The sequence below is a fragment of the Afifella sp. YEN Y35 genome (assembly GCF_047553465.1).
GTDB lineage: Bacteria > Pseudomonadota > Alphaproteobacteria > Rhizobiales > Afifellaceae > Afifella > Afifella aestuarii.
This window is the reverse complement of the sequence record NZ_CP180203.1, coordinates 4,076,724-4,091,808: the sequence shown is the minus strand read 5'-3', so window position 1 is coordinate 4,091,808 and position 15,085 is coordinate 4,076,724. Positions and strand designations below refer to the sequence as shown.

Here is a 15,085-nt window from a genome sequence, read left to right as displayed (position 1 = left end):
GCGGCGCAAGGATCCGGACAGCGCGCCTTCAGCCTGCGAGGCCGCCCGCCCCTGCCATGTGCCGGACCACATCTGGCCCCCAGATCCAGATGAAATAGGCCCCGCAGACGAGGCCGTCGGCAACGATTTCGGCGCCGCCTCCATAGTCGCGCCAGCGGCGCATCGGCGGCAGCACGCCCCGCGCCTCGATCACGGTCGTCACCCGTTCCACATAGATCACCAGAAACACCATGAGCGTATCGAGACGCCGCGACAGGCGCCGCAACGCCGAGACCGGCCCACGCCCGCTTGCCGCAGGTGTGGCCGCCTCGAGCGCATCGGCGGTGTAGCGCGTCTCTCGCATGGCTTCCGCCAGCACCTCCTGCGCCCGCTCCATGAAATGCGCGACGTAATTGAGGACCGGCACGCGGCCGAGAAAATCGACGAGTTCGGCACGGTTGTTGTGCACGAAGACGAGGAGGAGAAACATCGCGCAGGGGATGCGAAGAAAGAGGAAGTCGCCGGCGAGCATCTCGAAGGCGGCCCCGGGCGTGGCGCCACGCACAATCGCCACGCCGAAGGCGGAGGTAACGAGGACGCAGGCCGAAATCGCCGGGAGCAGAAGCGCATAGACCGGCAGCCTGAAACTCTTGCGCAGATAGAGGCTTCGCGCGACCACGCCGAGCGCCGGCACGACGAAGTCGCCAAGGCTGGTGGCCGCCCCGCAGGCGAAGGCGAGTGCGAGGAAGAAGATCATATGAGATGGCGCACCGTCTCGGCGTCGATCTCTGCCTCATGGCTGAAGATCATCGCCGACAGCCCGGTTGCCGCGTTGATCTGCGCAAGCAGGATTTCCATCTCTGGCCGGTCGAGCCCGGCGAAGGGCTCGTCGAGAACGAGAATGTCGAGCGGCATCGCCAGGAAGGCGAGGACATAGAGGAGCTTTTTGCGAGACAGCGGGAGTTCGGCGACCCGCACGTCCCGCCCCACTTCCGGAAAATGGTCGCGAAAGACACCGCCCCGATCGAGTTCGCCCACCGTCAAATGCACCGGCAGACGGTCGGGATACTGAAAAGTGGCTGCGATCCGGCTCCCCTCCCGCCGCCACAGTCGGCCATCATGGCGCGCGTCGATGCCGACGAGACCGCGGGCGAGTGACGTCTTCCCCGTTCCGTTCGGGGCCAGGAAGAGCGCATGCTCTCCCTCCCGCAAAAGGGCAGAAAACGGTCGCGCCAGGCCTGCATGACCAAACCCCTCGGCAACTAGGATGGGCTCGGCGCCCTCACGCGCCGGATCGGTGAGAAGAAGCGGCGCTCGCGAGGCGCATGCCTCCCGCACGCTCGCCACCTCGACCGTTGCGACACGCCCGGCCGAAATCGTCGCGGCGCAACGACACAGACCGACGAAATCCCCGCGTCCCCCATCATAGATGAGGACGATACGAGTCTCCCGGATCTCGTTCAACAACGCCTTCAGGAACGCCTTGAAATCGCGGTCGAGATTGGAGGCGCTCAAATCCAGGATTAGGAAGGGCGAGCCGGTTTCCACCACGCAGGCGATATTGAGGCGGTGGCTTTCGCCGCCGGAGAGGGACTGCGTCGGATGCGCCAGGATCTTCGTCAGACCGTATTTGTCGAAAGCGGAAAGATCCGAAGGCGCCTCCCGCCCGAGAGCGGCGAAGGAATAGCGGATCTCCTCGGCGACGTTGCGCCCGACGCTGTACTGCTTCGGCTCGCCGAAAACGAAGCCGATCGTCTGCGCGCGGTGAAGACGAAAATCGAGGCCCCCCGGGCAATCCTCATCCGACAGGGTGAGCCCGAACGAGGAACCGTCCGGGAGCCGGAAAGAAAAGAGGTCGAGCCCGCGCACAGGGAAAGGCCGCCGCACCATCCCGCGCCCCTCGACGGGCTGCAAATACCTGGAAAAGCGCGCGAGCCCCGACAAGAGCTCAAGGAACAAAGAGGGGCGTTCACTCGAAGCGGCATCGAGATAGACGATGTCGCCCGCTTCCCAATCGATGCGTTGCGGCACAGAGAAGGCGTGAGCGGCAATCTCGGCCGTGCCGGCTTCGAGACGAAGATGCATCCCCGACGACATCACATTTGGGTCAGGTATGACCGAGCGGCGTCTTGCGCAGCGCCAGGATCGCGGCAGCCGCGAGCGCCACATTGACCGCGCTCGCCACGAGCAGAACCGGAATGAGCCCACTCACCGGCGCCTCGAGGGCTGGAAAGACCCAGCCGATCAGCTTTGGCCCGAGATAGCCGTTGCACACGATACCGGCCGGAACGGCGACGACCAGGAACCACACATCGTTCGAATACCGCAGGATGGCGCCGAAGAGATACGCCCAGAGCGCCTGTTCCACCGCAATGAAGAGATGCACCGGAACCGAGAACGGAAAGCCGCCCGAAACGGCTGAGAGAAGATGCGCGACGGCGGCCACCGGCGCGCCGAGAAGCGGGCCATAGAAGCCGGCGACAAAATACGAGGGAAACGCGTCGAGGGCGATGGAGCTCGCACCGCCGAATTTCACGAAGCCGAGAAGAAAAGACAAAAGCGAGAAGACGGCGACGATGATCAGGGAGCGGGTCAGAGAGGAACGCATGAAAGGCACCGGAAGCCTTGAGGGGAGGAAACGCAGAGCAAGCGGCCGAGGCCGATTTCGGATGTGGGCGGAAGGGTTTGCCGAACATTTCCCTGACGTCAAGCCACGTCACCTGCATAGCCGCCAACGCCACACGGAAAGAACCGGTGCTCGAGGTCGGGATTTCCACAAGCATTGGCCGGCAAGAGCCGCCCCGCCGAGGCCTCTCTCTTGCCCGGAGGCGGGCGCGCCGTTTAGTCCCGCTCCAAGGTGAGCCCTCACCCGAGAGCCGCCGCTCGCGCCAAATATTCGGCCACCCAGGCCGGACGGCGCGACACCTCTCGCGGCGAAGGCGGGTCAATGACGCCCTTCACCGCCACCTCCCAACAGCCTGCCGGTCCCCCGAACGGCAGCGCTCAAATCACCACACTCAGCCCGATTGGAAATGACGTCATGATGCAAAAGATCGCCTTGGGACTGGCGGGCCTCTTCCTGGCTGGAACGATCTCTTCCGCGAATGCAGGTCCCGCCGACTTGAACGGCCGCCCCGCTCAAGCCGCCTCCTATTTCGAGCAATACTGCCTCGCCAACGGCGGAAACCTCACGAAAGCGATCGCCGCTCTTGCGGGCTCCAAAACCTTCGGCAATCAATCCGGTACGAACGCCGGGTCGATCACATATGCGAGCTTCACCGGCCCCGACGGCATCAACGCCTCGGTCAAAATCGGCTTCTCCAGCATCGCCGACCATTGCAGCATCATCGTCATGCGCTCGGGAGACGGCATGGCCCTGAGCAAGGCATTGGCGGACCATTTCGCCGCCAAGACAGGCGCAAACGCCTCCTCCGTGAAGCCCTTCGCGGATTACGGCGAAGGCGGTTACGCGGTTCCCTACGAAAGCGGCCAGATCATCGCCGCACCGATGACGACAGGCATCCAACCCGGCATCGTCCACATCAACTTCTTCCCGTGAGGATCACGCGCGCCGGAGGTCCCACAAAGTCGCGAGTTGCGTAAACCGAAGGCCGCGATCTGTGACATCGAAAAACTTGGATTGCCCATACGCACTCGATAAGCTGCAAGGCATGTCGGGCGCGGGGGATTAACATTGCTGATACGCGTCATTGCATCCGCTCTACTGTGTTTTGCTTTCACCCCTGCCGCACTCGCAGACTATTCGGCGAGCAGGACGTGGTTCCGTTCGCTCAATCAGGACGATCGCCTAGTTCTGCAATTTTCACTAATGTTCACAGATAATTACGTCGCATTGGCAGACGGCTTGTTCGGCCGACGTACCTACGAAGCGTTGATCAACTTTCAGACACGACACGGCCTGCCAAAGGATGGAGTTCTGTCTCCGTCCGAGCGAGACACCCTGATTTCCGAAGCCGCTGCACTTTGGACACTCACAGGGTTTCGTTTCGTCGATGACGCCGCGGCGGGGTTAACGCTGGGCGTTCCCACGGCATTGCTCCATCCTGCCGGCTCTACTTCGCGGGGAAGCCGTTGGGAGAGTTCGAACGGCACGGTGGAACTGGAAACGGTAAGCATTCCGGTCAACGAAACAGCTTACACGGACCTGTATGATCGGCTGACGACCGAAAAGACGACCCGCCACGTCAGCTACTCAACGATCAAACCCAGCTTCTTCATCGTAAGCGGCATGACACACGGCAAGATTTTTTATACCCGCTTCCAACGCGGCCGGTTCGAGACCCGCGGCTTCTCGCTCGCCTGGACTCCGGACGTCGACGCAGTATTCAGCCCGCTTGCTATCGCCATATCAAACAGTCTGTCGGTCGGCGGCGCCCGCGTCACCTCAAGCAGCCCGCAAGAAACCCCAGCCCGGCCGGTCACGTCCCCAAGCATCACGCCGAATGCGCCCGAGCCCCATGAAGGCTTCGGCAGCGGCTTTTTCGTTGACGAGAACCATATCGTTACCGCCGGCCACGTCGTCGAAGACTGCGGTGCGATTGAGATCGTCGGTTATGGAAAGGCCTCCCTCCTCCGGACAGATGCAACGAACGATCTTGCGGTCTTGGAGAGCCTCGGAAGGAGCGGAACCCCAGCAAAGCTTCGGCGAGGCCCCGTCCGTCTCGGGGAGGAGATTGTGGCGCTCGGCTATCCCCTGACCATTGCAATGGCCGACACGCTCACGGTGACAGGAGGCAACGTCAATGCCTTAAGTGGGCTGGGCGGAGATAGCCGAATCCTCCGGATCAGCGCACCAATTCAACCTGGCAATTCGGGAGGGCCACTCGTTGACCGTAACGGCAACATCGTGGGTCTCGTCACCAGCAAGCTTGATGAGTTGAGGACGCTTGAGATAGCCGGCACCCTACCTCAGAATGTCAACTTCGCGCTCAAGGCCTCACTTATCGATAACTTCTTAGCCTCCGCTGGCATCGAGCCCGAATATGCCTCCGGAACGTCTGAACCTGCCTCCATCGCGGATGTGGCGGAGATTGCAAAACCATTCACGGTCCAGCTCCACTGTCGGCCCGAATGAAAGGCGGGAGAGCGCGTTCGCCGCTCAGTCGAGAACGATCGCGGGGCGAAGGCTCTGGTCGGTTGCCTGGGAGATCTCCCCCGCATCCTCGACATCCACATGTCTCAGGAGCGGCATGACGACATCGGCCTTGCGCACGAAAAGCTCCTGCAGGTGCGAACACACGCGGCCGGTGGTTCCCTGACGCGACACCAGCGACAGGGGCGAGGATGACCGCGGATGGACCACGCGGCGTGCGACCAGGCGCCCGGCCCGCAGATGCTCGCGCACCATCACCTCGGGCAGAAAGCCGATGCCGGCCCCGGTCAGGTGGCCAAGAAGCTTGGTCTGGAGATCGGGCACGAGCAGTTCCTTCTGACCCGACAATTTCCAGGCGACCCGCTTTACCAGCCGGATCGCCGTGTCCTGGACATTGATCGCGGGAAAGCGCCGCAAATCGTCATCGCTCAGCGGCTCGGGAACCTGCGTCAGCGGATGCTCCGGCGACACCACGAAAACCCAATGGATCGTGCCGAGCGCATGCGTACGGAAATCGTCGTTGATCGTATGAAAGCCCGGCGCGCCCAGCGCCATATGCCCGCCATTGTGCAACAGCTCGTCCCACACGCCCATATAAACGGCGAGCCTGAATTCGAACTCCGTATAAGGAAAGGCGCGGCTCAAATTGTCGAGCAACGCCGCAGCCGCACCGGCATCGTAAAGAAGGTTGTTGATGACGAGCTTGAAGTGCGGCTCGACATTGTTGCCGACTTGGCGCAGCTCGTCCGGCAATTCTTCGAGCCACTCGAAAATCTGGGTGGCTTTTTCAAGAAGAACCATGCCCGCCGAAGTCAACGTCACCTGACGGGTGGTGCGCACGAAAAGCGGCGTGCCGACGCGGTCTTCCAGTGCCTTGATCCGGTAGCTGATCGCAGACGTCGTGCGATGCAGATGCTGAGCCGCGGCCGAAAAGCTCTTCAGCCGGGCCACCGCCACGAATGTGCGAATGGCCTCGAGATCGAGATTGGGCAGACCGGAGTTCATGGCGGCAGCATCTCTTTGCGCAAAATGCGGCGGAAAGAACAATCTGAGAAGACTGTAGCGATCCGAACCGCAAGCGGCAAAAAGATTAGCTCGGGAATGCTTAAAGGGGCCGCGCATAGCGACCAAATGCCTCCGCAACGCTTTGCTCGCGGCACACCAATGCCGGCAGCATTGCGCGGGCAGCGAACGCCATTCCCGTCAGGCAATCCCATCCCGAACTGTGACCGATCTCTGCAACGCGTTCGAGACGCGGGTTGAGATCGGCGCCGCCGTCGGAGATGTCGGCAAAAGCATCGATCAGACTGGCCGCAGCCTCGCCCTTTGCGGCCCAGGCGAGATAGGCGGCGCTGATCGCGTTGGTTTCCGTCGCGGCGAGTGGCAGAACCGAGGAAGCGAGCCGATCGGCGAGGTGCGGCGCACCGAGGCGCTGCAAGGCGACCAGAAAGCCCGCGAGGAAATCGTCGCCGGAGGGCGTCAGGCCCGGCCCGAGGCCGAGCATCCCCTTCACGGAAGGCAGGGGCGCATCTCTGTCGACCTCCGCACGGCCTGCCCACCCCATCAGAGCGTCGATGATCGGCAGAGCCTTGGCGAGGACGGGATCCTCTGAAGCGAGGTGGTCTGCCGGGACATGACCATCCAAAGCGACAATCAGTTTGCCGAGGCCTGCCGGACGGGCGTCCTCCGCCTCGGCTGCCAGCCGGGCGAGACCGCGGGCAAGACTGTCCGCAGTGGTGAGCGAGGGCGGAGACGCCCACCACGGCCGAACACTTCGCGCATCGAAGCAGAGATCGTCGACGAAGAGCCTCCCCGCCTCGGCCACCGCCCTCTCTCCGACATCAAGCCATGACTTCCACGACGCGATGCCGGCCATCGGAGCGAGCAGATGCAGGGGCCCCGGACCAAAATCCGGCGGGCCGACGCAGATGAGGCCCGTCTCGAACACCGCATAGAAGCTGCGACGGAACACGGCGATGATCCGCCCCTCGCCGCCCGCTGGGAGAACACGAGCAGCCCCGGCACCCGCCATCGTGACCGGAAAGAGACGTATCACCGCCGGTTCCTTTCCTAGGCGGGATCGTCCGCCGTGACGGACGTTCCAGCCTCACCCTTCAGCATGGCGACCGCGTCCTCGATGCGTCCGATAAGGACGCGCTTGCCGCCGTTTTCCAGGAATGTGATGGCCGCATCGATCTTCGGCCCCATGCTGCCCGGGGGAAACTGTCCATCGGCCCGGTGACGGCGGATCTCCGACAGTGTGACGTGCTCAAGAGGCCGCTGTGTCGGCTTGCCGAAATCGATCGCGACCCGCGGCACCGGCGTCAGGATCATCAAATCGTCGATGCCCAGGAGGTTCGCCATGAGGACGGACGTCCGATCCTTGTCGATCACCGCCTCCACGCCGTGGAGATCGCCTTCAGCGTCCCGCACCACGGGGATGCCGCCACCACCACCCGCAATCACGACGGCACCGGCCGCCGCCGCCGTGCCGATCATCGCCGTCTCCACGATATGACGCGGCTCGGGCGACGGCACGACATGGCGCCAGCCGCGCCCGGAATCCTCGCGCATCTCCCAGCCCATTTCCTGGGTCAGAGCCCGCGCTTCTTCCTCATCGTAAAAATAGCCGATCGGCTTTGTCGGATTGTCGAAGGCGGGATCATCGGCATCGACGACCACCTGCGTCAGCATATAGACGACTTCGCGCGCGATGCCGGCGCGCCTGAGCGCGTTCTCGAACGACTGCATCAGGACATAACCGATACCGCCCTGGCTGTGGCCGCCGCAGACGTCGAGCGACATCGGCGTGACGCGGTCGCGCGCGATCGCGTTGCGCATCAGGATTTTTCCCGCCACCGGGCCGTTGCCATGCGTGAGGACGAGTTCGGTGTTGAGCTCCATCAAAGGCAAGAGCGTCGTGGCCAGACGCGCGCCCACCTCGAACTGTTCCGCCGGAGTGCCGCGAATACCTTCGGGATGGGTGGCGTTTCCACCAATGGCAATCAGCAGGCGCGGAGGGATACCCTCGGTCATCTCGACCTCCTGGTTGTGTGAAGAATTGCTTGGACTTGAGACAATCGGGGGCCGTTCCCGGCCGCGACAGCGGTCGAGGGGAAAACCCGATCAAAAAGAGGTTCTAAAAGGAAAGGGGGCGGGGCTTTAAAGCGCCCGCCCCGTCTCAACCAATCCGGCTTAGGCGGTCTTGGAACGCGCTTCCACGAGAGCCTCGAACGCCTGTTCGAAGCATTCGAGCGGCGGGCGCACGACACCGGCGCCGACCTGGCCGATGCCCGGCTCGCGGTGCGCGATACCGGTGTTGATCACCGGCGTGATGCCGCTTTCCACCACACGCCGCACATCGAGGCCCATGCAGGCGCCCTGGAAATCCCAGGTCGGGATCTGCAGCGTCGTGTTGGCTTCGACATAGATCTCGCGCATCTCTTCAGACGTCTCCAACGCATCGTTGAAGCCGCCCGAGCCGACGAAGCGGGTGACACCGGGTGCCGCAACCATCGCCGCCCCGCCGACGCCGAACGTCTCCGTAATGGCGCTGTCGCCGATATCGGGATTGGCGTCATCCTGCGAATAGCCGGTGAAGAACAGGCCGACCGGCGTGTTGACCGGCGCCGTGAACCATTGCTTGCCGAGGCCGGAGACGCGGATGCCGAAATCGCGACCATTGCGGGTCATCGCCGTGACGATGCTGCCCTCGCCCACGGCGTGCCCGGCATCCATGACGCATTTGCAATAGGCCATGGCCACGTTGAGGAAGAACTGGTCGGTCCGCTCCAGGAAGCGCAGAACCTCTTCCTTGTCGGCGTCCGACGCACTGCCGATTGCGATGTCGGCGGCGAGCGCCTTCAACAGAAGCGCCGAAGCGGCGATGTTGCGCTGGTGGAACTCGTCGCCCATCGTGATGGCCTGCGACATGATCGCGGAGAGCTCGAGCCCGTCGGAATTGCGCTTCAGAGCCTCAGACAGGACCGGGGCCAGCACGTCGCGCATCCACGCAAGCCGCGTCTGCACTTCACCCTCGAACGCGCCGAAGCGCATCACCTTGCCGATGCCCTCGTTGAGGTTGCAATAGGCAAAGTTCCCCTGATTGGCGTTGCGCACGACGAGGACCGGCATATTGGCGGAGGTGATGCCGCCCATCGGCCCGACCGCCGACTGATCGTGGCAGGGCACGAAGCGGACGCTCTTTTGCGCAAACGCTTCGGCCTCTTCGGTCGTCTTCGCCCAACCTTCGTAAAGGCAGGCACCGAGGACCGCCCCCTTCATCGGGCCGGTCATCGCCGCCCACTCGATGGGGGGGCCGGCATGCATCAGGACATGCCCTTCGGAGAGCGCCGGGATGCATTCATGCGCCGGGCAGACATCGACGAGATAAGGCCGCGCGCTCCGCATCTCGTCGAGAACGGCCGCATTGGCTTCGTTGATCGTTGCGTACATTTTTGAAAACTCCAGAGTCAGATCAGGGACGCGGCCATGCGGCGCAGCTTCTCGGTCTTGTCGGAGACCGGTTCCCATTTGAGGTGGACGACATCGACGTCGTTGCTGGCGAGATCGTCGGCAAAGCCGCGAAGTCCGATGTTGATGACGGCGGGCGGCTCGCTCAGAAGCGGAGACGCCTTCGCCGTTTCGGCCCTCGCCGGCGTAATCAGCCGAAGCGCCAGAAGGACGGCCATGCGCACGCTGTCGGCGATGAGGATGCCGGCATCCTCGAGCGTCTTCGCCTGCGCGGCGTAATCCTGCGGATCCTCGCTCACGCCGGTAAGATTGGCGATGACGGTGATCGGCGCCTTGTCGCCGCGCGCCGCCCGCATCTCTTCCACCGCCCGGGCAAGTTCGCCGGCAGGATCGGCATGGCTGCCGAAGCCGAGCACGACGTCGACCATGAGAATGCCCGCATCCGCGTCCTCGGCGAGCGCGTGGATCATCTCGTTGCGCCCGAAGGGATCGATCATCGGATGCGGCCGACCTCTAGTGTAGAGATCATCGCCGAGATCGATGATGCGGTGCTCCGCCGTGCGCAGCATGAAGCCTTCGTCATGGGCGGCATCCGGCGACAGATCGAGAGCCTCGGCGAGAAGCTGCGCCGCCTCTCCGGCGAGCGTGCCGCCGGTATAAAGACCGCGGATACCCTTCGCCGTGACGGCCGGCACGCTCGCCGCCTGCTCCTCGACCCTTGCGAGATCGACGGCCAAGGCTGCCGCCTCGTCAAGCGTGCGTGTCAGATGCAGATTGCCGAAGTCCCGACGGTCGGGATGATCGCCCAGGAAGAGGGCGACGGCCGGCTTGCCAAGCTGCTTCAGCTTGTCGAGGAGCTTGGCCCGCACGGCCGCCGCGGGGGGTTTGGAAACAAAGACGACGACTTTTGACGCCTCGTCGGCGGCCACGAAGTCGAGAGCGGTTTCGGCGGAGGTCCCGCCGATTTTCTCCGACAGGTCGCGGCCACCGAGGCCCAGGGCATGGCTGATGCCCATGCCGCCGCGGGCGATCTGACAGGTCACCTCCTGGAGACCGGTGCCGGAAGCACCGACCACGGCGATCGAGCCCTGCGGGATGCGGTTGGCGAAGGCGAGAGGTGCCTTGCCGACGATCGCCGTGCCGCAATCCGGCCCCATGACCAGAAGCCCGCGCTCCCGCGCCTGCTCCTTGAGGTCACGCTCTTCCTCGACACTGACATTGTCGGAGAAGATCATCACGTTGAGGCCGGCATCGAGCGCCTCTTTCGCCAGGCCGTGGGCGTACTGGCCCGCCACGGAGATCAACGCGAGATCGGCTTTCGGAAGCTGGTCGCAGGCGCGCCGGAAGCTTCGTGCCACCGGATAGCGGGCCTTCGACCCGCCCTTGGCCATGGCGGCAAGCCGCTCTTCCACCTGGGCGGCGACCTTGTCGGCGACGCCCGCATCCTCGCCTTCCGCATCGATGACGATGCACAGATCGTTCGGCGTGGCGTCATCCAGATCGTCGTGCCACATGCCGGTTTCGCGGAAGACGTCCTTGTTGGCGGAGGTTCCCATCATCACCGAGACCCGGTTCACCTCGGGAAGGGATGAAAGGTCCCTGGAGAGAACCATCAAGGTCACGGAATCCTGGAAGTTTCCTTTGATCAGTCGAGCACTGAGCATCTCAACTTTCCTTTTCGGCCGCAGACTTGCGGACGTCTTTCATGAACATCATGCCGAGCATGCCCACGATCAGGATGACGGCGGAGAGATAGAAGTTGGCGGCGAGGCTGCCGGTGGCGTCGGCGATCATGCCGGCGATCGTCGGAGCGAGGATCGAGGACGACATGCCGACGAAGTTGAAGATGCCGAAGGCGGTGCCGTAGGATTCCTTCGAGGCGTTGTCGGCGACGTTGGCGATCAGCACGGGATCGAGTGCCAGCTTGCCGAAGAAGCCGTAGACGCAGATCGCCGCGATCATCTGGTTCACGTCGTCGAGGAAGGCGATCGAGACGAGGCTGATGGCCGCGATCGGGACGAGGACCAGAACCAGCGGACGACGCTTGCCGAGCCGGTCGGAAATGTGGGCGAAGAGCAGCCCGCCGGGAATCGACACCCAGGCGACAAGCGAGGCGATGTTGCCGATGTTTTCGGCCGGAATGCCGCGCTCTGTCTGCAGATAGTAAGGCAGCCAGGTCAGGATCATGAAGAACCCGAACAGCGAGCAGAACACCATCAGATAGGTGAGGAGCAGGTTGCGGTTCTTGATCAGCGACTTGAAGGACAAGCCTTGCGACGTGCCCTCGGCACTTTTGGCGCGCGGGCGCTCCTTGACCAGGACCCAGATCAACAGACCCGTGATCATGGTCAAAACCGCGAGCACATAGAACGGCATGCGCCAGCCGAGATCGAGCGTATAGGCCACCCAGCTCGACATCATCAGGCCGAGCGCAATGCCGAAGGCCATGCCGGAATTGATGATGGCGCTGCCGAGGGAGCGGAATTTCTGCGGAATCTGTTCCGAAGAGATACCGTATTGCGGCCCGTAATAGGTGCCCTCACCCACCCCGGTGATGATGCGCGCGGCAATGAGCTGCGGGAACGTCTTGACCATGCCGCTGACGGCAGTGAAGATGCCGAAGAGCAGGAAGCCCGGTACGAGAACCTTCTTGCGGCCGATGCGGTCGCCGAGGATGCCGGCCGGAATCTGCAGGGCGGCATAGGCCAGGAAGAACAGGGAGCTGATCAGCCCCAATTCGGTCCCATTCAGGCCGAATTCGGTCTGTATGTCCTGCATCACTGGGCTGAGGACGGTTCGGTCGGCGTACATGAACACCCAACCGAGCCAGAAGAGGAAAATGGTGATCCACCAGCCGGGGATGCCACCTTTTTCTGCGGCCGCCGTCGACGCTGTAGCCGAGGCGCGGCCTTCAATCGGGACTTGCTCGTTCATCCGAGGTCTCACCCTTCAAGGAGTTCGTTTCACTCCTGAGACCCTAGTGATTTTTCGAAGCCGGATTTTACGAAACTTTCCAACAGAGCGGGCCGCGGAGAGGGGCAAAACCCCTTGAAAACCCCGGGATTCCGAGCCGCAAGATTTGTGAAAGCAGAACCGCGGGGGACACCCGAACGTCACTCTTTCAAACAGTCGTCGCTCGATTGTTGAAAGGACTGCCGCCGCCCGGCCTCAAAATCCGCCTATCCGCCCTCAAAAACGCCTGCGCGCACAAGCGCAGGCCACGTTTTTGGGCCAGCGCCTGCTCGAAACTCGTTGTGACGGGGCGATGAACTGCACGGAAATGGACCTTGCCCGAAGACCCCCGAAGGCACAGGAGATCATCCCTGAAAGACGATGCCGCGCAGCCGAAGCGACCGCTCCCCCTTCAACAACACCGCCCGCAACCACCACACGAAACGCCGCCCGCACCGCACCCGAGCAAAACGGCCGATCCGAAGACGTGTGGATGTCCAGAGAGAGAGAGTGTGTGTGTGTGTATTCCGAGAAGCGCGCATACCGGACTTTGCGGTCAAAACCCAAAGTCCGAAACAAAACCCGCCGCATGCCCGCATCAAGGACTTAGGCGCTGGTACTCCCTAGGGGAATCGAACCCCTGTTTCCGCCGTGAGAGGGCGGCGTCCTAGACCGCTAGACGAAGGGAGCAGCGGCGTCAGCCTGGCAGGCGAAAGCGCCCGCGCGAAGCATCGGAGGCGCTATGTGGCATGACCCGCGCGGCGATGCAAGAGGAGAGAAGACGAGAAATCAAAATCCCGCATGCGAGCCGGACAGCGTCCGATCCACCCGGCCGTTGTGCGGACGAAGCGCCACATAGAATGCCGCAAATCACGGCAAAAGGCCCGCTCCCCGCCAGCGCCGCAAGGCGCGACACACTCAACGCGCCGCAAGGTGCGAAACACTCAAAGCAGAGCAAGGTGCGAAACACTCAAAGCAGAGCAAGGCGCAAAGGAACAACGGCACGACAAGGCGCAAAAGCCGCAGCGCACCATTGGGCCTTGGCGCGTGCGGGTCTTCTAGCGTGCGGGTCTTGCCGCCTATTCCGGCAAACGTAGCCCCGCCCCAGCCAACCGCGCTTGCAGGCCCTCGATCAGCCGCCCGGAAGCAGTTTGACGCGGTGCAGGATCGTGCCGCTCGCCGCATCGAGGACGAGAAGCTCTTCGCCCCGGCCCTCCTGCCCGTCGCCGCGCGCCGCTTCGCTGATCCGCAGAAGGATGTTGTCGCCGTCGAGCGCGGCCGACGTGACGGTGGATCCCGCCGGCAGCCGCACTTCGGCGACGCTCGGCCCCGTCCCGGCCGGGGCTCCGAGGAGACCGAGCTTGTAGACTATTGCGCCGAACACGGCGACAAAGCCCAAAACCATGGTCCCGAACGAAACGATCAACAGGCGAACGAGCCGCCGGCGCACTCTTTCTGCGGCCGGATCGAGAGGCTTTTCGTCGTCGTCGCCCACCGGCGGCAGTTTTCCGGGGCGCTCTTTGGCGGATGCGTGAGGCGTCATGAAGGATCACGAAAGCGTGTTGGATTACACTGTGGAGCCGGACGAAACCGGCCTGCGCCTCGATGCCTTTCTGGCTGCCCGCGCCGATCGTCTGTCGCGCAGCCGCCTCAAGGCTTTGATCAAGGACGGTCATGTCCGCGTCGGCGGGCGGAAATTAGACGAGCCGAACTACCGGGTCAAACCCGGCGAGACGGTCGAAGTGGATCTGCCGGAACCGGAAGAAGCCACCCCGAAGCCGGAAGCGATCCCTCTTGCGATCGTCTACGAGGATGCCCATCTCGTCGTGGTCGACAAGCCTGCAGGCATGGTCGTCCACCCCGCCCCCGGCGCTCACGACGGAACCCTCGTCAATGCCCTCCTCCACCATTGCGGCGACACGCTTTCCGGCATCGGCGGCATTCGCCGTCCGGGCATCGTCCATCGCCTCGACAAGGACACGAGCGGTCTTCTGGTGATCGCCAAGAACGATGTCGCCCACCGCGATCTCTCGGCGCAATTTGCCGATCACGGCCGCGAAGGCCCGCTGAAGCGGGAATATTGCGCACTCGTCTGGGGCGTGCCGCAACTGCGCGCCGGCTCGGTCGATGCCCCGCTCGAACGCGATACGAAGAACCGCGAAAAACGTGCCGTCCGCCGCGGCGGCCGTCATGCCGTCACCCATTACCGGGTGGAGGAAACCTTTCAGAACGGGCTCGCAAGCCTCGTCACCTGTCGTCTCGAAACCGGTCGCACCCATCAAATTCGCGTGCACATGGCCCATATCGGCCATCCGCTTCTGGGCGACGCACTTTACGGCTCGGGTTTTCAGTCGAAGGTCGCAAAGCTTCCCGCAGACGCGGCCGATGCCCTTCACACCCTCGCCCGCCAGGCCCTGCATGCCCGCTCGCTCGGCTTTCGCCATCCCGAAACCGGCGAGACGGTGCTCTTCCATTCGCAACTGCCGAGCGATTTCGAGACACTTCTGAACGCCTTAAGAAAGCCTTCTGAAGCCTTACAAGGCCGTAATTAGGCAGCATCCCGAGAGG

Annotated in this window: 13 protein-coding genes and 1 tRNA gene; 3 read left to right on the top strand and 11 right to left on the bottom strand. The window is 63.3% G+C overall.

Translation table 11 applies throughout. The features are described from left to right. Positions 1-28 precede the first annotated feature (28 nt). From ACK8CP_RS19500 to ACK8CP_RS19490, 3 genes are read right to left on the bottom strand one after another with little or no spacing between them, the layout of a single operon-like run. Positions 29-736: a hypothetical protein gene (locus tag ACK8CP_RS19500; RefSeq protein ID WP_414832911.1), complete on the bottom strand. Its 708-nt coding sequence runs from the start codon at positions 734-736 to the stop codon at positions 29-31. Further along, on the bottom strand, positions 733-2,064 hold the full coding sequence (locus tag ACK8CP_RS19495) for a hypothetical protein (RefSeq protein ID WP_414832910.1): 1,332 nt from the start codon (positions 2,062-2,064) through the stop codon (positions 733-735). Before ACK8CP_RS19495 ends, ACK8CP_RS19500 begins: the two co-directional genes overlap by 4 nt. A 22-nt stretch (positions 2,065-2,086) precedes the next feature. Further along, positions 2,087-2,587 carry an ECF transporter S component gene (locus ACK8CP_RS19490; RefSeq protein ID WP_414832909.1) on the bottom strand — a complete coding sequence of 167 codons (501 nt, stop codon included), beginning with the start codon at positions 2,585-2,587 and terminating at the stop codon, positions 2,087-2,089. 432 nt (positions 2,588-3,019) lie between these two features. On the opposite strand from ACK8CP_RS19490, the gene ACK8CP_RS19485 reads away from it, so the two are divergent. Both ACK8CP_RS19485 and ACK8CP_RS19480 read left to right on the top strand, forming a co-directional pair. Beyond that, positions 3,020-3,538, top strand: coding sequence for a hypothetical protein (locus ACK8CP_RS19485; RefSeq protein ID WP_414832908.1), 519 nt, complete (start codon positions 3,020-3,022; stop codon positions 3,536-3,538). A gap of 135 nt (positions 3,539-3,673) precedes the next feature. After that, positions 3,674-5,074, top strand: a complete 1,401-nt coding sequence (locus tag ACK8CP_RS19480; protein WP_414832907.1) for a trypsin-like peptidase domain-containing protein — start codon at positions 3,674-3,676, stop codon at positions 5,072-5,074. Positions 5,075-5,098: 24 nt separating this feature from the next. Here ACK8CP_RS19480 and allS read toward each other — a convergent pair whose 3' ends face one another. From allS to ACK8CP_RS19440, 8 genes are all read right to left on the bottom strand, one after another. Beyond that, entirely contained in the window at positions 5,099-6,097 is a 999-nt protein-coding gene (gene allS, locus ACK8CP_RS19475) for an HTH-type transcriptional activator AllS (protein WP_414832906.1), read from the bottom strand. A gap of 100 nt (positions 6,098-6,197) precedes the next feature. Beyond that, the gene (locus ACK8CP_RS19470; protein WP_414832905.1) at positions 6,198-7,148 is read right to left on the bottom strand and encodes a DUF2877 domain-containing protein; all 951 of its coding nucleotides are present in this window, start codon (positions 7,146-7,148) and stop codon (positions 6,198-6,200) included. A 14-nt stretch (positions 7,149-7,162) separates the two neighbouring features. Further along, on the bottom strand, positions 7,163-8,128 hold the full coding sequence (locus ACK8CP_RS19465; RefSeq protein ID WP_414832904.1) for a carbamate kinase: 966 nt from the start codon (positions 8,126-8,128) through the stop codon (positions 7,163-7,165). 159 nt (positions 8,129-8,287) lie between these two features. Further along, positions 8,288-9,547, bottom strand: a complete 1,260-nt coding sequence (locus tag ACK8CP_RS19460; RefSeq protein WP_414832903.1) for a DUF1116 domain-containing protein — start codon at positions 9,545-9,547, stop codon at positions 8,288-8,290. Between the two features lie 17 nt (positions 9,548-9,564). Next, complete coding sequence (gene fdrA / locus ACK8CP_RS19455; RefSeq protein ID WP_414832902.1) at positions 9,565-11,229, bottom strand: acyl-CoA synthetase FdrA; 1,665 nt, start codon at positions 11,227-11,229, stop codon at positions 9,565-9,567. A 1-nt stretch (position 11,230) separates the two neighbouring features. After that, positions 11,231-12,499: an MFS transporter gene (locus tag ACK8CP_RS19450; protein ID WP_414832901.1), complete on the bottom strand. Its 1,269-nt coding sequence runs from the start codon at positions 12,497-12,499 to the stop codon at positions 11,231-11,233. Positions 12,500-13,131: 632 nt separating this feature from the next. Next, positions 13,132-13,207, bottom strand: a tRNA-Glu gene (locus tag ACK8CP_RS19445). 442 nt (positions 13,208-13,649) lie between these two features. Continuing rightward, entirely contained in the window at positions 13,650-14,060 is a 411-nt protein-coding gene (locus ACK8CP_RS19440) for a hypothetical protein (protein WP_128291066.1), read from the bottom strand. Here ACK8CP_RS19440 and ACK8CP_RS19435 point away from each other — a divergent pair. Continuing rightward, positions 14,059-15,069, top strand: a complete 1,011-nt coding sequence (locus ACK8CP_RS19435; protein ID WP_414832900.1) for an RluA family pseudouridine synthase — start codon at positions 14,059-14,061, stop codon at positions 15,067-15,069. The two genes, ACK8CP_RS19440 and ACK8CP_RS19435, sit on opposite strands and share 2 nt — an antisense overlap. The last annotated feature ends 16 nt before the right edge of the window (positions 15,070-15,085 follow it).

Coding starts and splice junctions, on each gene's coding strand:
- ACK8CP_RS19495 (WP_414832910.1), bottom strand. CDS start 2,064: ATGCATCTTCGTCTCGAAGCCGGCACGGCCGAGATTGCCGCTCACGCC.
- ACK8CP_RS19465 (WP_414832904.1), bottom strand. CDS start 8,128: ATGACCGAGGGTATCCCTCCGCGCCTGCTGATTGCCATTGGTGGAAAC.
- ACK8CP_RS19460 (WP_414832903.1), bottom strand. CDS start 9,547: ATGTACGCAACGATCAACGAAGCCAATGCGGCCGTTCTCGACGAGATG.
- ACK8CP_RS19500 (WP_414832911.1), bottom strand. CDS start 736: ATGATCTTCTTCCTCGCACTCGCCTTCGCCTGCGGGGCGGCCACCAGC.
- ACK8CP_RS19435 (WP_414832900.1), top strand. CDS start 14,059: ATGAAGGATCACGAAAGCGTGTTGGATTACACTGTGGAGCCGGACGAA.
- allS (WP_414832906.1), bottom strand. CDS start 6,097: ATGAACTCCGGTCTGCCCAATCTCGATCTCGAGGCCATTCGCACATTC.
- ACK8CP_RS19490 (WP_414832909.1), bottom strand. CDS start 2,587: ATGCGTTCCTCTCTGACCCGCTCCCTGATCATCGTCGCCGTCTTCTCG.
- fdrA (WP_414832902.1), bottom strand. CDS start 11,229: ATGCTCAGTGCTCGACTGATCAAAGGAAACTTCCAGGATTCCGTGACC.
- ACK8CP_RS19450 (WP_414832901.1), bottom strand. CDS start 12,499: ATGAACGAGCAAGTCCCGATTGAAGGCCGCGCCTCGGCTACAGCGTCG.
- ACK8CP_RS19440 (WP_128291066.1), bottom strand. CDS start 14,060: ATGACGCCTCACGCATCCGCCAAAGAGCGCCCCGGAAAACTGCCGCCG.
- ACK8CP_RS19485 (WP_414832908.1), top strand. CDS start 3,020: ATGATGCAAAAGATCGCCTTGGGACTGGCGGGCCTCTTCCTGGCTGGA.